This window comes from Gordonibacter sp. 28C (assembly GCF_003339845.1).
Classification (GTDB): domain Bacteria; phylum Actinomycetota; class Coriobacteriia; order Coriobacteriales; family Eggerthellaceae; genus Gordonibacter.
Map to the genome: position 1 here is coordinate 163,818 of NZ_PPTR01000008.1, position 17,965 is coordinate 181,782.

Below are 17,965 nucleotides of genomic sequence, written 5' to 3' on the forward strand. Positions count from 1 at the left end.
TTACTTGACGGCGGGGAGGGGCTTCTCGCGCTCGACTGGAGCAACGTCCTCAGTGGTCTCCGCCGCGTCGAGCGCCTTCACGCTGGGAAGCAGGGCCGCCACGATGCCGATTCCCAAAATGAACACGCCGTCGACCACGAAGAAGCTCGTCACGCCGATGCCCTCCGCCAGGGCCCCGCCCAACGCGGTGCCCAACGGGATGCCCAGCCCCATGAGCGCGGACAGCAATCCCATCACGCGACCGAGCTTGTCCTCGGCCACGTTCTTCTGCAGAAGCGTCATGAGAGGTCCGTTGAACCAGGCGCATGCCACGGCCATGAGGCCCATCGCCACCACGAACGCCGGGAACAGGCCGGACGGCAGCAGGCCGCCCACCGTGGTGGCCGCGCCCACCGCGAGCGCCGCCACCACGATGACGCGCGTCAGCCGGCTGGCGTCGCCGCGCGCCATGAGCGCGAGCGAGCCTGCCAGCATGCCGATGCCGAACACGGCCGTCACCAGCGAGGCCATATAGCCGTCGCCGCCGAAGTGAGACGCAACCATGAGCGGCAGTATGGAGTCGATGGGCCCGTAGGCCATCATGCCCAGCACCACGGCGAGCACGAGCGCGAGCAGCCCCTTGTTGGAAACGAGCGCTCGCCAGCCCTCCACGACGTTCTGCCGTGCGCTCTGCTTGACGGTCTCTTCCGACACGACGGTGGGGATGCGGGCGAACAGCATGGCGGCCACCGAGGCCAACGCGCCGGCGGCGTTCAGGAACAGCACGGCTTGGAACCCGATGGTCGTGTACAGGAAGATGCCCAGCGCCGGAGCGGCTATCATGGAGAAGCTGCCCAGCAGGTTGTCCAGCATGTTGATGCGCAGCAGGTGCTTCTCGGGCACCATGAGCGGCATGGCCGAATTGAACGCGGGGGTGCGGAACGCCTGGCCCACGCCGCATGCGCACACCAAGACCAAGATGAGTTCGAGCGACACGTGCCCGAGCGCGATGCACGTTCCCATGATCAGGGCCACGGCCGCTATGAACAGGTCGCATACGATGATGATGCGTTTGCGGTTGAAGCGGTCGGCCATCACGCCGCCCAAGGGAGACAGCAGTCCCACGGGTAGGAAGGCGCACACGTACACGAAGGCGAGCGCGAGCGGGCTGCCCGTCGATTCCGTGACGTACCAAACGGCGGCGTAGTTCGCGGCCATGCTGGCGAAGCTGGTGAAGGCGAAGCCCACCCAGACGGTCGCCACCACGGCCAGCCACCGGCGCGGCAGCGGGCGTCCGCCCACGGCGGTGGCGGGAGAGGCGTCGTTGTTCTCAGGATTCGTGCTCATGCTGGTTCTCCTTGCGGTTCTCGGTTCTCTTTCGACACTGCCCATCGTGAGGTTGCGGTGCGGTTTCCTCCACCGATTCCAATAGGCAAACGCCGCAATTATTGGTTGCGGGGGCCGAAACAAGGTAAATCCGATGCGGAATTCGCCTCGACGCACCGCGTGTTGGCGGAAAAGCGCCAAACGTCGGAAGACCGCTCGAGGGGCGTTGGGTTTTCGTTGGGTTTGCGCAAGGTTCGCACGGTTGTCCGAATCGCCTTTCACGCGTTCGGCGCCGCTGGTATACTTGATGGCTCCGAAGCTGTTTTGCAGGCAAGAGAGGTGCGCGATGATCGATGAGATCCAGGTTGAGAACCTTGCGCTGATCCGCGAGGCGGCGCTCGAGCCGGCACGGGGCTTGACGGTGCTCACGGGCGAGACCGGTGCGGGCAAAACGGCGTTGCTCTCGGCGTTGAAACTGCTCATGGGCGCGCGTGCCGACAAGGAGGCCGTGCGCGACGGCGCCGAGGCGCTCGCGGTGTCGGGCCGGTTCTACGGCGCGTTCCCCGCTGCGGTCGCAGAGGATTCCGACGCGCCCTGCGCCGAGGCGCCCGCTGCGGCCGCAGAGGCGTCGGGGGACGACCGCGCGGACGACGTCGAGCTCGTGGCCGCGCGCCGCGTCACGGCGGACGGCCGCTCGCGCGTCACGCTCGACGGGCGCATGGCGAGCGTGGGGGAGCTCGCGCGCGCCATCGCACCCACCATCGACCTGTGCGGCCAGCACGAGCACCAGCAGCTCATGAGGCCCGCCGTGCACGTGCGCATGCTCGACGCCTGGGCCGGCGAAGCCGTGGCCGAGGCGCGCGCCGCGTACGAGGGGGCGTTCGCTGCGGCTGCTGCCGCCGCCGCGGAGCTCGCGCGCGTGCGCGAGGCCGGCGAAGCGTCGTCGGCCAAGCTGGACGAGGCGCGGTTCACGCTCTCCCGCATCGACGCGGTCGATCCGCACGAAGGCGAGTACGACGAGCTTGCCGCCGATCTGGCGAAGGTCGAGCACGCCGAAGCGCTGGCGACCGCCGCGAACGCGGCCCACGAGGCGCTCGCGGGGGAGGACGGGGCCATCGACGCCCTCAACGCCGCCGTGTCGGCCCTCGACGGCGGCGCGCGCTTCGACTCGGCGCTCGGCGCCTATGCGGAATCCTTGCGCGAGGTGGGCTACGTGCTGGAGGACGTGGCCCGCGAGGCGCGCGATTACCGCGACGGCGTGGAGTTCGACCCCGAGACGCTCGCGCAGCAACAGGAGCGCATGGCCGCGCTGCAGGGGCTCATGCGCGCGTACGGCCCGCGCATGGACGACGTGCTGGAGCGACGCGCCGAGGCGGCAGACCTCGTTTCGCTCGTGGACGACGCCGCCGAGCGCGAGCGCGCGGCGCAAAAAGACGTCGACGCGGCGGAGGTCGCGCTTGCCGACGCCGCCCGCGCGCTGGACGCCGCCCGCGCCGACGCCGCCCCCCGCTTCGCCGACGAGGTGGGGGCGCAGATGGACCGCTTGGAGATGGGAGGGGCCCGGCTCGTGTGCGACCTTGCGCCTCTCGATCGCGAGCAGTGGACGAAAACGGGCCCCTCGGCCGTAGAGTTCCTGTTCCGCCCCGGCCCCGGCATGCAGGCGCGCCCGCTGGCGCGCATCGCGTCGGGCGGCGAGGTGAGCCGCGTCATGCTGGCCATCAAGGTGGTGCTGGGCTCCACCGACGACGTGGACACGCTCGTGTTCGACGAGGTGGACGCCGGCGTGGGCGGCTCGACCGCCGTGGCGCTGGCCGAGGTGCTGGCCGACCTCGCGCGCACGCACCAGGTTATCGTGGTGACGCACCTGGCGCAGGTGGCCGTGCGCGGCGAGGCCCACTACGTCGTGCGCAAAGTCGAAGGCGCGGGCGGCATGCCCGAGACCGATCTGCGCCGTCTCGCCGCAGACGAGCGCCCCGCCGAGATCGCCCGTATGCTCTCCGGCGATGCCACCGAAACATCCCTCGCCCACGCCCGCGAGATGCTGGAGGGCGCGCTGCGCGGCTAGCTTGGGATCTCCGCCGGCTTCGAGGCCTCAGGTGCTCGAGCGGCCGAGCTTTCTCGGCTCGGCGCCCCCGGCGACGCCCCTTTCCGCTCGATACGGCGGGGGAGCGTTCGCGTCATGGCGGTGCCCACTGCGGCCGCGCCGATGCACAGGGCGAACACGGGTAGCGCGCTATTCACGAACGACGCGCCGGCCGCCGCGCCGCATGCGGCCGATCCCACGGTGCCTCCCATTCCGCGGAAGAACAGCGAGAGCGAGGTCGCCTTCCCCATGTCGCGCGGTTCGACGGCGGTTTGGGCTGCGATGTTCGTCATGGGCATGTTCGCCCCGATGCCGAATCCGAGCACGGCGGACGAGCACGCGAGCTGCACCATGCCGGTGGTGCGGTCCACCAGGCATAGCAGCAGCGCCCCGGCGCCCAGCACGATGAACCCCACGCGGCTGATAGCCCGCATTCTCCCGTTTGCGCCGAAGATCCTTCCCGACAACGTGCTCCCCACCACCAACGCGAGCGTCATGGGGATGGTGGCCAGCGCCGAGGCGGTCGACGACAGGCCGAGCCCCTCCTGCACGAATCTAGGCACGAACATAACGCCCACGAGCAGGACGAACTGGGCGCAGAATCCCAGCGCTATCGCCCCGTTCATCTGCGCGCGACCGAAAAACGACACGGGGACGATGGCGTGCTCGCGGCTGCGCTCGACCAGTGCGAGCACGACCGCCATGGCGGCGGCCAGCGCGAGCAGCCCGAAGAACGGCGCCGACCACCAGGAAAAGACGCTCCCCGTGAGGCTGAACGCGAGCGTCAGCGGAACGACGACGGCCGTCGCGCACACGGCGCCCGAAACATCGAACGAGCGCGACGCGTGCGCCTGCTTTCCCGGAAGGAACCGCACTACCAGCACGAGCGCGATCACGCTCAGGGGCAGGTTGACAAGGAATATCCAATGCCAACCGGCCAGGTCGGCGATGAGCCCGCCTGCGAGAGGCCCGGCGATGCTGGCCAGGCCGTACATGGACGAGAGGATGCCCATGTACTTCCCGCGCACGCGCGGCTCGAACAGCTCGGCCATGGCTATGAACACACCGGCCTCCACCAAGCCGCCGCCCGCGCCCTGCGCGGCGCGCCATGCCGCGAGCGCGTCCAAGCTGCTCGACAGGGCGCAGCAGACCGAGGCGACGGCGAACACGGTGATGCCGCAGGCGAACACCCGCTTGTGCCCGAACCGCGCCGAGCACGCCCCGCACAGCAGGGTCGCCAGCGTGCAGGTGAGCAGGTAGGTGGTGAACGGCCACGTGTAATGATCGAAGCTGTTCAGGCTTTGCGCGATACGCGGCATGGCCGTGCTCACGATGGTGGCGTCGAGCGCCGCCATGAACAGGCTCAAAGCGAGGCCCGCCAGCACCGCCCCTGTAGGGAAGGGTTTGTTCTGCATGTTCATGCTATCTCCTATCTTAAATACTACTATCAGTGATAGTTATTAGTTGAAAAAGAAACCGGGCGAACCGGTTTCCGTCATCGAGCCCTCCCGCTGCCAGACGCTTGAGGCGAGGGTTCGTTTCAAGGCTTGCCGTAGAGATCCTCCTTGAACCGTTCCAGATGCTCCGCCACCAGGCGGTAGGTGGCGGAGCACAGCTCCATGGTCGCCCGCGCTTCGATGCGGTCGTAAGAGGGGATCATCCCGTCGACGCGTTCCGCCGTGCCGAGGTGCGTCTCGACAAGCTCGTCGATCAGGGCGCGCCCCGTATCCTCGCTCACCAGGGTGATGTTCGCCAAGATGGGAAGGAACCCGAAGTCCACCCGCGCGGGCAGCGCCGCCGCCTCGTCCATGAGCTCGGCGAACCGCTCGCGTCCCTTGTCGGTGATGGTGTACACCGTCTTCTCGGGCATCTCGCCCTCTTTGACGACCGTGCCGTCGGCGCAGCCCTCGTCGCACAGGCGAATAAGGTTGCGGTACACCGAGGGCGAGCTGATGCGTATCCAGCGCCGGACGTTGCGCTGTTCCATCGTCTTGTCCATCTCGTACGCGCTCATGGGACGCTCGATGAGCGCGCCCAGAATCATGATCTCGATCGAATGGCTTGCCATCGTTCGCCTCCTCGGTCTCTGTCGTGGCATATACTATCACTGATAGTATGAAAAGCAAGGGGAGAATCCTGTAGGGGCGCTCTCCAGAGCTCCGTTCCGGCGAAGGCGGAAACGGGCCAAACGTTCCGCAAAGCGCTCGAACGGGACGAACGTTTCTTCAGCGGAAAACCGGTCGCCCCGCGACGCACGGCGTACGCGCGCAAAAAAAACGAGGGCGCGATGCCCTCGTTTTCCCATCGATTGCTCTTGGGCGCGCCCCTCGCTAAATCGAAGATGCCACGGCCTCGTCGTCCGGCAGCGCGGCGGCCTCTTCGGCGCGCTCGAGCTTGGCCCGTCCGTCCTCGCCGCGCTCCTCCAGGTACTTCTCCATGGAGAAGTGGGTGATGTCGGATCGGTTGATCACGCCCACCACCTGGCCTTCGTCCAATACCGGCACCTTCTTCAGATGGTTCTCGCCCAGCACGCGGCACACTTCGGGCAAGTCGGCGTGCACGTCCACGCCGATGATGCCCTTCGAGCCGATGCTCGTGGCCGGCATGCCCATGAGCGCCTCGAGCTTGCGGGCGAAGTCCTTGTTGTCGGCGTCGGCGTCCACCGTCTGCATGATCATGACCACCGGGTCCATGAGCATCTGCGAGCGCTTGGACAGGTAGCGCATGATGTCGCCGTCGGACACGAAGCCCACGGCCTGGCCGGCGGCGTTCACGAGGGGCGCCGCGCTGATGTGCTTGTCCACCAGAAGCTGCATGGCCTCGGCCACGGTCGCGTCCGCCGGCAGCGTGTACACGTCGCGCTTCATGATGGATTCCAGCACCGTGCGGCGCGAGTTGTCCTTGTCTTTCTCCGCGGCCTCGCCCGGCTTGTTCTTCACCAGCGCCACCACCATCACGAATCCGATGAGGCACAGCACGCCGGCCAACGCGAACGCCACGTCGATGCCGAAGATGCTGGCTTGGAGCGACCCCATGCTCTCGGTGTTCATGTTCGTGGCGATGGTGGACGCCGACACGATGATGGCCGTGCCCAGCGAGCCCGCCACCTGGCGGAACGTGTTGTTGACCGACGTTCCGTGGTTCACCAGCTCGTTGTCGAGCGCGTTCATGCCCCAGGTGGTGATGGGCATGTTCACCAGCGACAGCGAGAACAGGCGCACGGTGTAGAGCACGGTGAGCGTGAGGATGCCTGTTCCCGTGCCCAAAAACGCGAAGCAGAACGTGGTCACCGTGAGCACGCCCATGCCGATGAGGCTGAGCACGCGCGGCCCGTGCTTGTCGAACAGGCGGCCGGCGATGGGTCCCATGGCGCCCATGATGATGGCGCCGGGTAAAAGCACCAAGCCCGAAACCGTGGCCGAGTAGCCCATGAGCGACTGCAGGTAGATGGGAACCAAGATGCCGGCTGCCAGCAGCGCGCCCTGCACGAGCATGCCGATGATGGTGGCCACCAGGAACTTGCGGTTCTGCAGCACGCGCACCTGCAGCATGGGCTTTTCCATCTTCAACTGGCGGCGGAAGAAGAACACGAGCGCCACCACGCCCACGAGCGTGCCGGCGATGGCGTCGACGCGCAGCCCGAACGAGCCGATGGTGGACAGGCCGTACAGCAGGCCGCCGAAGCCGAACGACGACAGGACGACGGAGGGAACGTCGAGCGTGACGTCCTTCTTCGTCTCGCCGCCCTTTTGCAGCACGAACGCGCCGATGAGCACCACGAGGGCCGACAGCGCCGTGATGATGTAGAACATGTCGTGCCAGGTGTAGCGGTCGATGATGACGCCGGCCACGGTGGGGCCGATGGCCGGGCCGAACGCGATGACGATGCCGAACAGGCCCATGGCCGTGCCGCGCTTGTCCACGGGGAACGTCCACATGAGCACGGTCATCACGAGCGGCATGAGGATGCCGGCGCCGGCGGCCTGCACGAGGCGGCCGCCCAGCAGCACGACGAAGTTCGGCCCCCAGCCCGCCAAGAAGCTTCCCAGCGTGAAGATGACCATGGACACCAAAAACAGCCGTTTGGTGGTGAAGCGGTCGGTGAGGAACGCCGTGATGGGGATCATGATGGCGTTCACCAAGGTGAACCCGGTGGTGAGCCACTGGGCGGTGGAGGCGTCCACGCTCATTTCCGTCATGACCGACGGCAGGGCGGGGGCCACGACGGTTTGGTTGAGCACGGTGACGAACGTGCCGAACACGAGCACGGCCAGCATGATGATTTGTTTGCGCGTAAGACCCATGTAGGTGCTTCCTCCTGATGCTTCGATGCCGCGAACAAAAGCGCCTTCGAGAAGGGCCGCACGCAGCCCGCCTACGAAGACGCTCGGTTCGCATCCGATTGAATCAATTTACACTCAGTATAAATATTCATTCGGTAAATGAAAAGAGATAGAAACAAAAGTTGTGGTACGCTGCACGGAAACCGCACATCATGAACTCGAAAGGTCGCGCGTATCGTGGAATCGAAGCAGGGGCAGGAGCAGACGTTGTCGGAAGGGAACCCGTCGCCGGAGGGCCTGCGGTACCGCAAGAAGCTCAAGGCGCGCCTTGCGGTGGAGCGCGCCGCGCTGGAGCTGGTCATCGAGCGCGGCTACGACGGCGTCACCGTGGAAGACATCTGCGCGCGGGCCGAGATATCCAAGAAGACGTTCTTCAACTACTTCCCGTCGAAGGCCGCGGTCATCATGGGTCGGCTCGACGCGTTCCCCGACGACGAGCGCCTGGTGGAGATACTCGAGGAGCACGACGAGGTGTGCTATCTCGACGTGCTGGTCGGGGTGGTGGGCACAACCATCACGGCGGGCGTGGACGAGAAGATCGAAAGCCTGCGCCGCGAGGCGCTTCGCTCCATGCCGCAGCTGTTCTTCCACGGGCAGCGCGACCTGCTGGCTGTTCAGCGCTCCATCGCCGCCGCCCTCGGCTCGTATCTGGACGAGCATCCCGAACGCCGCATGCTCGCGGGCGCTTCGGTGGAAGAGGAGGCGCTCGTCGCGTCGTCCACCGCCATCGGCCTCGCGCGCACGCGCTCCATGCTGCACGTATGCGGCGAGGCGGCGCCCACGGCCGCCGAGACCCGCCGGCTCATCATGGCGTACCTCTCGGCGGGGGACGATCGACCTTCGTGACGACCTGCGATGACGGCCGCCCTTCGTAGGGGCGGGCTGCTGCCCGCCCGGCGCGATGACTCCCAAAACGAACAATGGGCGAGCGGACGGGCGAAGGGGGCCAATCCGACCGTTGCGACGAGGCGCGGGCGATGGGAACCTAATCAAGCCGTTGCCCCGAGCGCACGCCGATGGCGGTTTTGCGCGGGACTCGTCCAAAAAGGCGGCCTTGGCGCCGTGACCGACGCGCTAGGTTGCAGGGCGCCGCGCCGCAGTTGGCGCGTTGCGTCGAAAAAAGTTCTTGACAGCCTCCCACTCCCGTGTGCTAAAGTACGGGCCACAACTTAATACCTTGAAACCGATGAGGCGAAAGTCAAGCCGTCATGGGCACTCACAGAGAGCGGGCGCAGCTGAGATTCCCGCAGGAAGCCGGATGGTAAATGGATCGCCGAGGGAAAGGGGAAAGGTTGGCGGTCGCGGCGCGGAAGCGCGGCGGGCGGCAACCGAGTATCTGGACCGTGAGCCTGCGTTAAGGGCAGAACATGTGTTGGCATGTTCGTGAGAGGGTTCTGTTCGCAGAGCCAATAAAGGTGGCACCGCAGGTTTAAGACCTGTCCTTTATCTCAAAGGACAGGTCTTTTTTTGTTGCGGTGGCGCGGGCGCCCCGAGCGCCAGCGCACCTTTGAAGGCGACGGGAGCATCCTCATCCGCGAAGTTCGTGCCGGCAAACCAAGGGCCCCGGGAGGGGCGACGACCGGCGGGAAATCCGCCAAGGAAGGATTGAGGATCATGGCAGAGCAGAGCAAGCGCGAGGTGAACGTGAAGGCCGCAGCGGGCGGAAAGGCTCCGCAGGCGACGCAGGGCGGGGCGCGCCAGCGCACGGTGCAGGGCGCGGACGCGCGCAAGAAGGGCTTCGACGTGTCGGCGCTCATCCTGGTGGCGGTGCTCCTGGCCGCCGGCGCCGTGCTCAAGATGACCGTGGGCAGCTTCGTGAACTTCTTCGGCATGAAGCCGAACTTCATCATCGCCATGTACTGCCTGGCCATCCTGCTGGTGCGGCCGAACATGGTGCAGGCGGGCATAATCGGCCTTTTGGCCGGCGCGGTGTGCCAGCTCTTGCCCGGAAGCCCCTACATCAACTTCATCTCCGAGTTCCTGGGCGCGCTGTGCATGGCCGCCCTCATCCGCGTGCCCATGAAGGTGGGCAAGGCGAACCTTCAGACCATCGTGGCCACGTTCCTGTCCACGGTCGTGTCGGGCGGCATGTTCACCGTCTGCCTGTTCGTGTTCCTGGGCGCCAGCGCCTCGAGCCTCGTCGCCTACGTGCCCATCGTGCTGTGCACCGCCCTTATCAACTGCGTGATCGTGCAGGCGCTCTACATCCCGCTGGCGAAGGTGCTCAAGAAGGAGCCCGCGAAGCAAGTTGCCGCCGCGTAGCGGCAATCGCGAAAGGAAGCCTCCCATGACCACCCCCGCACCCATCATCGACGTGTTGGACGTGACGTTCTCCTACGCCGGGGCCGCCCGCCCCGCGCTCGACGGCGTGAGCCTGAGCGTGGCCGAAGGCGACTTCCTCGGCATCATCGGGCCGTCGGGCGCCGGCAAGTCGACGCTCATGTACGCCATGAACGGCGTCATACCGCACTATCACCAAGGCGACTTCTACGGAGAGGTGCGCCTGGCGGGCGCGGACACGCACGAAACGAGCCTCACCGACCTCTCGCACACCGTGGCCACGGTGTTCCAGGACGTGGATGCCCAGATGGTGGCAACGGCGGTGGAAGACGAGGTGCTGTTCGGGCTCGAGAACTTCGGCGTGCCGCACGGCGAGATTCCGGCGCGCGTGGACGAGGCGCTGGCATTGGTGGGCATCGCCGATCTGCGCGAGCGCGCCATCGCGTCGCTCTCGGGCGGCCAGAAGCAGAAGGTGGCGCTGGCGGCCGTTTTGGCCTTGCGTCCGAAGGTGCTCGTGCTGGACGAGCCCACGGGAGCGCTCGACCCGGCCAGCTCGCGGCAGGTGTTCTCGCTGCTGGCCGACCTGAACGAGCGCGGCGGCATCACCGTGGTGGTGGTGGAGCAGAAGATAGGCCTGCTGGCCGAGTACGCGCGGCGCCTAGCCGTGATGGACGAGGGCCGGCTCGCGTACTGCGGCGCGCGTCGCGAGGTGCTCAGCGCAGCCGACGACCTGCTGCGCATCGGCGTGAACGTGCCGCGCGCCACCACGCTGTCGTGCATGCTGCGCGACGAGGGCTTCCCGGTGGAGCGGCTGGCGTGCAACGTGGACGAGGCGCAGGAGCTGATAGAAGGGATCGTGGCATGATGCTGTTCGGCAGGAAGAACCGGAAGTCCGTTGCGGGCGAACCTAACTCGGCGCCGCGCGAGGCCTCTCGCAAGCGCACCGCCGGCAAGCGCGAAGGCGGGCCGGTCGTCGACGTGACGGCCGTGCCCCGCGAGGACGCGCCCGAGCCCGTGCGCGCCGGCACGCCCGCCGTGCTGGAGTGCCGGGGCGCGTCGTTCGCCTACGACGGAGCCGCAAACGGCGCGCAGGTGGTGCGCGACCTCTCGTTCGCCGTGCGCAAAGGAGAGTTCGTCGCCGTCGTCGGCAGCAACGGGGCCGGCAAGACCACCACGTCGAAGCTGCTGAACGGGCTGTTGAAGCCCTTGGCGGGGGAGGTGCTGGTCGACGGCGTGCCCACCGCCCAGCTGCGCACGAGCGAGCTGGCCCGCCGCGTGGGCATGCTGTTCCAGAACCCCGACCGGCAGATATGCCAGAACACCGTGCGCGACGAGCTGGCGTTCAGCCTGCGCGTCACGGGCGTCGCGTCCGACGAGGCGGACCGCCGCGTGGACGCGCTTGTGGACGAGTTCGGCTTCGACGCCGACGCCGCGCCCTACCTACTTTCGCGCGGCGAGCGCCAGATGCTCGCGCTCGCGTCGGTCATCGCGGCCGAGCCGGAGGTGCTCATCCTGGACGAGCCCACGTGCGGCCTGGACTACCGCGAGTGCATGGACGTCATGGCCCGCGTGAAGGATCTGAACAAGCGCGGTACCACCGTGGTCATGATCACGCATGACATGGAGGTGGCCTTCGATTTCGCCCGTCGCGTCATCGCCATGGCCGACGGGCGCGTGGTGGCCGACGGGACGCCGGAGACGGTGTTCCGCAACGCCGAAGCCATGCGGGCGGCCTCGCTCGTTCCGCCGCAGATGATAGAGCTGTCCATAAGGCTTGCGCAAGAGCCGGAGAACGGCCGCGCGTTCGCCCACGTGGCAACGGCTTACGAGATGGTCCAGGTGCTCGGCGCCGCCGGGTTCCGCAAGAGGAAGGTGTCCTAGCATGGCCGGCATGCTCGATTACACGGCGGGAAACACGGTGCTGCACCGTTTGAACCCGCTTACCAAGGTTGCGTTGGCGCTGGGCATCTGCGTGGCGGCGTTTTTGTCGGACAACTTCGGGTTCCTGCTGGCGCTGCTCGTGCTGGACGTGGCGTTGGGCTTCGTCGGCGGCATCCGCAAGAAGACGCTCAAGCTGCTGGCGGGGCTGGTGGGCATCTGCACGTTTCTGTTCGTGCTGCAGGTGCTGTTCATCCGCTCGGGCACCCCGGTGTTCCTGTTCGCCACCGACGAGGGCCTGCGCACGGCCGGCCTCGTGGTGCTGCGCCTGATAGACGCCACCATGCCGCTCGCGCTCATGCTGGCGCTCACGCCTTTGAACGACCTGGCCGGAGCCCTGGTGAAGCGCGCCCACCTGCCTTACAAGTACGCGTTCACCGTGACCACGGCGCTGAGGTTCGTGCCCGTGTTCACCGACGAGATGGGCGCCATCATGGAGGCCCAGACGGCACGCGGCGTGGAGTTCGACACGAAGAACCCGGTGAGGAAGCTGCGCCTCATGCTGCCATTGTGCGCGCCCCTGCTCATCACGTCGGTGGGCAAGACCGAACAGGCCGCCATGGCCGCCGAGGTGCGCGGCTTCTACCTGCGCGACCGCACGTCCGGCGTGCGCGACTACCCCTTCCGCGCTCTCGACGCGGGAGCTGTTGCGCTCATCGTCGTCCTCGTAGCGTTGGCGGTGGTGCTGTAGCGAATTTCTAGATCGCCGGACTCGAATCGCTCGGCGCCGCCTTGGACGCCTACGACAGGGCGGAGGGCTGAGGCGGCTTCCTTGCATGAAGGCTTGACGCCCGCGCATCCGAAAAGGGGCGTGCGGTTCCGCTCCGATGAACCTTTCGTGCGAACACGGCAACGATCCGGTTTGAGCGGCCTGCGCGGCTTCGGCGTTTGCTACCATGGCATCCAGAAAAATGTGACTTGGAAGGATGCATATATGTTCACCATCGGATGCCACTTGTCGAGCGCGAAAGGCTACCTTTACATGGCGAAGGACGCCGTGTCCATCGACGCCAACACGTTCCAGTTCTTCATGCGCAACCCGCGCGGCGGCAAGGCCAAGGAGATCGACCCGAAGGACGTGGCCGCCTACACGGCCTACGCGCGCGAGCACGGCATCGAGCGCATACTCGCGCACGCGCCCTACACGTTGAACCCCGCGTCCGACAAGCAGCAGACGCGCGATTTCGCGCTCATGGTGCTTGCCGAGGACCTGGGCCGCATGGAGGAGACGCCGCACCAGCTGTACAACATGCATCCGGGCAGCGCCGTGGGGCAGCCGCACGAGGTCGCCATAGCCAAGATCGCCGACGCGCTCAATCAGAGCCTGCTTCCGGTGCAAACCACCACGCTGCTGCTGGAGACCATGTCCGGCAAGGGCAGCGAGATCGGCGGCACGTTCGAGGAGCTGGCGGCCGTCATCGCGCAAGTCGACCTCGACGACCACGTGGGCGTGTGCCTGGACACGTGCCACGTGTGGGATGCCGGCTACGACATCGCAGGCGACCTCGACGGCGTCCTCGACGAGTTCGACCGCGTGGTCGGCTTGAATCGCCTGCGCGCCATCCATCTGAACGACAGCATGAACGCGCGCGGCTCGCATAAGGACCGCCACGCCCGCATCGGCGAGGGCGAGATAGGCTTCGCGGCCCTGGCCGCCGTGACGAACCATCCGAAGCTGCGCGATCTGCCGTTCTACTTGGAAACGCCCAACCCCACGCTCGACGGCTACGGCGAGGAGATCGCGGCCCTGCGCGGGGCGCACGCCGCGTAGGCGGCGGCATGGGCCCCATCGGGTTCAATGCGAAGTCCTCTCGCGAAAAACCACGAACTTATGTTCTTGAAATACGAACATAAGTTCGCTATAATGCAACCATAGCGGCTGGACGCCATCCTAACCGCAGGCTCGCCTGCGGGACAGTCGCCTTCCTTAACGGTAGGCAGCTGAGAGAAAGGACGGATAATGGCTGCTTTTTCCTATTCGAGCGTTCTCGGCACTTGCAGTTTACTACATATATGTAGTAAACTAGGCGAGCAAGGCGGGCGATGACGATGCTTGTGGACTATTATTCATTGCCAAGCGGTCGCCAACCTGCGAAAGACTACGTCAAAGCGCTTGACGGAAAGCTGAAAAGCAAAACGATGCGTTCGATCGAGTTATTGCGTATGAAAGGGCATTTGATCGGCGAACCGGAGTCGAAGCATCTTGAAGACGGCATATTCAAGCTGAGAACGACGATGGGGAACAACACGAGCCGGATCCTGTTCTTTTTCTGCATCGGCGACAAAGTCGTTTTAACGCATGGGTTCGTGAAGAAAACCCAGCGTACCCCACGAAGGGAAATCGCCAAAGCCAAAGGGTATCGCGAGGACTATATAGCCCGAGTCTCGAAAGGGTGACGCGCATGGACGATCGGTACGAAGACGATTTCACGAGACACTTGGCCGAAGAACTGAAAGACCCCGAGTTTCGGAAGTACTGGGAGGAGGACGAGGCGGAGTTCCAGCTGAGGCTCGCCATCATCGACGCGCGCAACGAAACGGGCATGACGCAGGAGCAGTTGGCGAGGGCGTCCGGGCTTGATCAACGTGTGATCAGCCGCATACAAACGGGCAACGCGAACCCCACGCTGCGCACCATCGGAAAGCTGGCCAAGGGGTTCGGCAAGAAGCTGGAGATCAGGTTCGTGTAGCACGGGAAGAAGCGAGCCGCGCAACGAGCCTTCCTACCGCGCGTCCGCCTACTCCTCGTGCTGCTCCAACGAGCCGCCGTCCAGCTGGCGGTCGGACTCGCCGCGCGGCACGGGCCGCGAGTAAAGGTATCCCTGCGCTATGATGCCGTCGTCGAGCTGCAGCAGCAAAGAGGCCTGATCGCACGTTTCCACGCCTTCCACCACGATGGTCACGTGCAGCTTCTCGGCGATATCCACCACGCCTTCCAAGATGGCCCGGCTGCGCTCTCCGCTCTCGCTGCTCATAAGGAACGTGCGGTCCAGCTTGAGCACGTCGATGGGCAGGTCCTGCAGCGTTCCGAGCGACGAGTATCCGCTGCCGAAGTCGTCGATGGATATGCGGAAGCCCAGTTCCTTCAACCGGCGGCAGATGCGCTTGGCCCGCTCCAGGTCCTCCATGACGATGTTCTCCGTGAGCTCCAGCTCTATGAGGTCCACCGGCACCGCGTACTCGTCGACGATGGCCCTCACCTTCTCGGGGAACCCGTCGCCTTGCAGGTGCAGGCGCGAGAAGTTGCACGCGATGGGCACCACGGGCAGGCCCTGGGCCAGGCGCTCCTCCAACCGCGTGCAGGCCAGGCGCAGCACGTGCAGGTCGATCTCCGTCACGAAGCCGTTCTTCTCGAACAGCGGGATGAAGTCGTTCGGCTGCACCAGGCCCCGGTCGGGCGACTCCCAGCGCACGAGCGCCTCCAGGCTGACGATGCGGTTCGTGGCAAGCTCGACTTTCGGCTGGTAGTACGCGGCGAACTCCCCCCGCTCCAGGGCGTCGCGCGCCAGCGCGACGAGCGCCCGCTCGGCCACGTCTCGTTCCTTCATGTCGGATGTGTAGAGCGCCGCCTCGCTCGACGACGTCTCGCCCACGCTGTCGCGCGCGTACCGGGCGCAGTCCATGAGCTCGGCCAGGGTCTGCGCGTCCAGCCGCCGGGACCCTTTCGCACGTTCCACGATACAGGCACCGGCGTGCAGGAGCAGCCGGTGCGAATGGGAGCGCAGCACGTCCAAGTCGTTGAAACGGCGATCGAGCTCGGCGAACCGCTCGAGGAACGCGTCCCACCCGTCCCATCGCATGAGCACCACGAACTCGTCGGCGGTGATGTGGGCGTGGTGCTCGCCCTCGCGCGCCAGATCTCCGATGAGGCGGTCAAGGGCGACGAGCAGCTGGTCGCCCGCCGTGTAGCCGAACGCGGCGTTGAAGCTTTTGAAGCGCGCGATGTCCAAGTACACGATGACGTACTCTCCCCGCCTGGGGTCTTCCATGGCGCTCTCGATGCCCGAGCGGAACCGGGCAAGGGTCCATCCTCCCGTGAGGGGGTCGGTGAAGGACAGCTCCTCTATGCGCCGTGCCGTGCGCAGCTTCGTGCGCCCCAGGTAGAAGGCCCCTGCAAGGATCCCAGCGAACAGCACCACTATGCCGGCGATGATCTGCAGCGGGTACTGCCGCAGGAAATCGAGGGGGCTCGTGGGGTGCACGGCCAGGGAGCTTTGCGAAAGCCAGGTGGTGACCTTGTTCTCGGCCGTGTACTGCACGCAGCGGTCCAGAATGCTCAGCAGGCGCGGGTCGGCGTCCGCCGCCACGCCGATGCTCATGTCGTTGGTGTGGTCGGTGACGGTGATCACGGTGAGCGACTCGTACTGGGATTCCGACAGCAAGTAGTTCGCCACATGCGTGTCGGCGTAGGCGGCGTCGGCCGCTCCCGTCAGCACGGCGTCGACGCATTGCTTCGGCGTGTCGAAGTAGACGATCTCGTCGCCCGCGTGCACACGCTCCATTTCGGCGGCCAGCGCGAAGTCCCGCGGCAGCGCGATGCGCGTGCCCGTCGGGTTAGCCCCCACGATGAGCGCCATGGGGTCGCGCAGGTACGGCCCCGTGGTCGACACGGCGCCTCCCGTGGTTTCGTCGGCGTCGCGATCCACGCCGGCCACGAGGTCGGCCTCGCCGTTTTCTACGAGTTCGAAGGCGTCGCCGTGCAAGTCGACGGGCACGAACTCGAACGCGAGGCCGGTGATGCGCGATATGTCGTCGAACAGCTGCGCGGCGACGCCGTCGAACTCGCCGGTTTCGGGGTCGGTGAAGGAAAGCGGCGTGCGAAACGAATCGTAGGCCACCTTCAACACGGGGGCGGATTCCAGATAAGCGTACTCCTCTTCGGTGAACACGGGGTCTTGCTCGGTGTTGATGCCGAAGTAGCGGGTGTACAGCAGCGTGGAGAAGCTGGGGTCGCGCAGCTGGAGCCGGTTCATGGCGGCGTTCAGGTCCTGCTCGAGCTCCACACGGTCGACGGGCAGGGCGAAGTGAATGGGCTCGGGCGCGAACTGCGCTATGGTGCGAAAGCGGGAGTCGCCGCCCAAGTAGGTGATGGCGATGGCGTCCAGCTCGCCTTCGTCGAGCGCGTTTAGGAGATCGTCGGTTTCCAGGTACTCCACCACGTCCACGTTGAAGCCGTTGTCCTGGCTGTACTGTACGAACGCCCGCGCATCCTGGCTGTTCCGGATCACGCCCACGCGCATGCCCGAGAACGCCTCGAAGTCCTCGTAGGCGTAGCGCCGGTCGTCCAGCCGCACGTTGAGCGTGGTGTAGATGCTGCACATGGGCACGGCCGAGAACAGCATGCGATCGGCGCGCTCGTCGGTATAGTACACGGCGGGTAGCAGGTCGATGTCGCCCGCCTCGAGTGCGTCGTAGGCATCGGCCCAGCCCGCGAAGTCGACGTATTCGTATGTCCAACCGGCGTATCGCCGTATCTCTTCCAGGTAGTCGATGTTGTAGCCCACGTGCTCGCCGACGTCGTCGATCGACATGTAGTCGCCGTCCTCGTAGCAGCCCACGCGCACGACGCGCTTGTCGTCCGAATCCGCGTCGTCTGCGAATGCTGGAGGTTCGCAGGCTCCGGCCGCCGCGAGCAGAAGGACGGCGAGCGCGAGGAAGCAGAACCGCCGAAGCGCTCCTCTCGAGTGCCGCGTTCGCGCGTATGCTTCCCGCTGTGCTACGGTTGCTCCGATCCGCTTTCCCTTGGCGCCCCAGCGCCTCGCCGTGCTAAACGATACCACATTTGCGACCGGGATACGCGAAGGCGGCGGTCCTCTTGCGTTGGAAGGAGGGGGCTGCGCTCTTGCAAGCGAGCTTCGGAGCTTTCGGGTTGCGGGCAGGCGGGGCTTCTGAAAAGACGATATGAGTAGAACATTGTGAGCCCCTACTTCATATCGTCTTCTCATTTGACCGTGGATCTTTGGGCTGATAATGGTCGCGTCCATACAACCGGCAATTCTTCCCAGGTTGCCACATA

Annotated in this window: 14 protein-coding genes; 9 read left to right on the forward strand and 5 right to left on the reverse strand. The window is 65.9% G+C overall.

Annotated features, from left to right (window positions below):
- Nucleotides 1–1,326: an MFS transporter gene (locus C1878_RS11330; protein WP_114601731.1), complete on the reverse strand. Its 1,326-nt coding sequence runs from the start codon at nucleotides 1,324–1,326 to the stop codon at nucleotides 1–3.
- Nucleotides 1,327–1,651: 325 nt separating this feature from the next.
- Here C1878_RS11330 and recN point away from each other — a divergent pair, with 325 nt between their 5' ends.
- Nucleotides 1,652–3,370 (forward strand): DNA repair protein RecN, encoded by a 1,719-nt coding sequence (gene recN, locus C1878_RS11335; protein ID WP_114601732.1) that lies wholly within the window; start codon nucleotides 1,652–1,654, stop codon nucleotides 3,368–3,370.
- Here recN and C1878_RS11340 read toward each other — a convergent pair.
- The 3 genes from C1878_RS11340 to C1878_RS11350 all read right to left on the reverse strand — a co-directional run bounded on the left by C1878_RS11340 (nucleotide 3,367) and on the right by C1878_RS11350 (nucleotide 7,692).
- The gene (locus tag C1878_RS11340) at nucleotides 3,367–4,809 is read right to left on the reverse strand and encodes an MFS transporter (RefSeq protein ID WP_114601733.1); all 1,443 of its coding nucleotides are present in this window, start codon (nucleotides 4,807–4,809) and stop codon (nucleotides 3,367–3,369) included. The genes recN and C1878_RS11340 overlap by 4 nt on opposite strands.
- A gap of 119 nt (nucleotides 4,810–4,928) precedes the next feature.
- Nucleotides 4,929–5,456 carry a PadR family transcriptional regulator gene (locus C1878_RS11345; protein WP_114601734.1) on the reverse strand — a complete coding sequence of 176 codons (528 nt, stop codon included), beginning with the start codon at nucleotides 5,454–5,456 and terminating at the stop codon, nucleotides 4,929–4,931.
- A gap of 262 nt (nucleotides 5,457–5,718) precedes the next feature.
- The gene (locus tag C1878_RS11350) at nucleotides 5,719–7,692 is read right to left on the reverse strand and encodes an MDR family MFS transporter (RefSeq protein WP_114601735.1); all 1,974 of its coding nucleotides are present in this window, start codon (nucleotides 7,690–7,692) and stop codon (nucleotides 5,719–5,721) included.
- A gap of 216 nt (nucleotides 7,693–7,908) precedes the next feature.
- On the opposite strand from C1878_RS11350, the gene C1878_RS11355 reads away from it, so the two are divergent.
- The 8 genes from C1878_RS11355 to C1878_RS11390 all read left to right on the forward strand — a co-directional run bounded on the left by C1878_RS11355 (nucleotide 7,909) and on the right by C1878_RS11390 (nucleotide 14,639).
- Entirely contained in the window at nucleotides 7,909–8,577 is a 669-nt protein-coding gene (locus C1878_RS11355; RefSeq protein WP_241963713.1) for a TetR/AcrR family transcriptional regulator, read from the forward strand.
- Nucleotides 8,578–9,345: 768 nt separating this feature from the next.
- Entirely contained in the window at nucleotides 9,346–9,993 is a 648-nt protein-coding gene (locus C1878_RS11360; protein ID WP_114601736.1) for a tryptophan transporter, read from the forward strand.
- A gap of 25 nt (nucleotides 9,994–10,018) precedes the next feature.
- Nucleotides 10,019–10,876: an energy-coupling factor ABC transporter ATP-binding protein gene (locus C1878_RS11365; protein ID WP_114601737.1), complete on the forward strand. Its 858-nt coding sequence runs from the start codon at nucleotides 10,019–10,021 to the stop codon at nucleotides 10,874–10,876.
- Nucleotides 10,873–11,892 (forward strand): energy-coupling factor ABC transporter ATP-binding protein, encoded by a 1,020-nt coding sequence (locus C1878_RS11370; protein ID WP_114601738.1) that lies wholly within the window; start codon nucleotides 10,873–10,875, stop codon nucleotides 11,890–11,892. Before C1878_RS11365 ends, C1878_RS11370 begins: the two co-directional genes overlap by 4 nt.
- A gap of 1 nt (nucleotide 11,893) precedes the next feature.
- Nucleotides 11,894–12,640: an energy-coupling factor transporter transmembrane protein EcfT gene (locus C1878_RS11375; RefSeq protein ID WP_114601739.1), complete on the forward strand. Its 747-nt coding sequence runs from the start codon at nucleotides 11,894–11,896 to the stop codon at nucleotides 12,638–12,640.
- Between the two features lie 243 nt (nucleotides 12,641–12,883).
- Nucleotides 12,884–13,720, forward strand: a complete 837-nt coding sequence (locus C1878_RS11380; protein ID WP_114601740.1) for a deoxyribonuclease IV — start codon at nucleotides 12,884–12,886, stop codon at nucleotides 13,718–13,720.
- A 272-nt stretch (nucleotides 13,721–13,992) separates the two neighbouring features.
- The gene (locus C1878_RS11385; protein ID WP_199519335.1) at nucleotides 13,993–14,346 is read left to right on the forward strand and encodes a type II toxin-antitoxin system RelE/ParE family toxin; all 354 of its coding nucleotides are present in this window, start codon (nucleotides 13,993–13,995) and stop codon (nucleotides 14,344–14,346) included.
- A 5-nt stretch (nucleotides 14,347–14,351) separates the two neighbouring features.
- Nucleotides 14,352–14,639, forward strand: coding sequence for a helix-turn-helix transcriptional regulator (locus C1878_RS11390; RefSeq protein ID WP_114601741.1), 288 nt, complete (start codon nucleotides 14,352–14,354; stop codon nucleotides 14,637–14,639).
- Nucleotides 14,640–14,687: 48 nt separating this feature from the next.
- Here C1878_RS11390 and C1878_RS11395 read toward each other — a convergent pair whose 3' ends face one another.
- Nucleotides 14,688–17,507, reverse strand: a complete 2,820-nt coding sequence (locus C1878_RS11395; RefSeq protein ID WP_241963714.1) for an EAL domain-containing protein — start codon at nucleotides 17,505–17,507, stop codon at nucleotides 14,688–14,690.
- Between the last annotated feature and the right edge of the window lie 458 nt (nucleotides 17,508–17,965).

Coding starts and splice junctions, on each gene's coding strand:
- C1878_RS11360 (WP_114601736.1), top strand. CDS start 9,346: ATGGCAGAGCAGAGCAAGCGCGAGGTGAACGTGAAGGCCGCAGCGGGC.
- C1878_RS11340 (WP_114601733.1), bottom strand. CDS start 4,809: ATGAACATGCAGAACAAACCCTTCCCTACAGGGGCGGTGCTGGCGGGC.
- C1878_RS11330 (WP_114601731.1), bottom strand. CDS start 1,326: ATGAGCACGAATCCTGAGAACAACGACGCCTCTCCCGCCACCGCCGTG.
- C1878_RS11380 (WP_114601740.1), top strand. CDS start 12,884: ATGTTCACCATCGGATGCCACTTGTCGAGCGCGAAAGGCTACCTTTAC.
- C1878_RS11350 (WP_114601735.1), bottom strand. CDS start 7,692: ATGGGTCTTACGCGCAAACAAATCATCATGCTGGCCGTGCTCGTGTTC.
- C1878_RS11365 (WP_114601737.1), top strand. CDS start 10,019: ATGACCACCCCCGCACCCATCATCGACGTGTTGGACGTGACGTTCTCC.
- C1878_RS11385 (WP_199519335.1), top strand. CDS start 13,993: ATGACGATGCTTGTGGACTATTATTCATTGCCAAGCGGTCGCCAACCT.
- C1878_RS11370 (WP_114601738.1), top strand. CDS start 10,873: ATGATGCTGTTCGGCAGGAAGAACCGGAAGTCCGTTGCGGGCGAACCT.
- C1878_RS11345 (WP_114601734.1), bottom strand. CDS start 5,456: ATGGCAAGCCATTCGATCGAGATCATGATTCTGGGCGCGCTCATCGAG.
- C1878_RS11390 (WP_114601741.1), top strand. CDS start 14,352: ATGGACGATCGGTACGAAGACGATTTCACGAGACACTTGGCCGAAGAA.
- recN (WP_114601732.1), top strand. CDS start 1,652: ATGATCGATGAGATCCAGGTTGAGAACCTTGCGCTGATCCGCGAGGCG.
- C1878_RS11375 (WP_114601739.1), top strand. CDS start 11,894: ATGGCCGGCATGCTCGATTACACGGCGGGAAACACGGTGCTGCACCGT.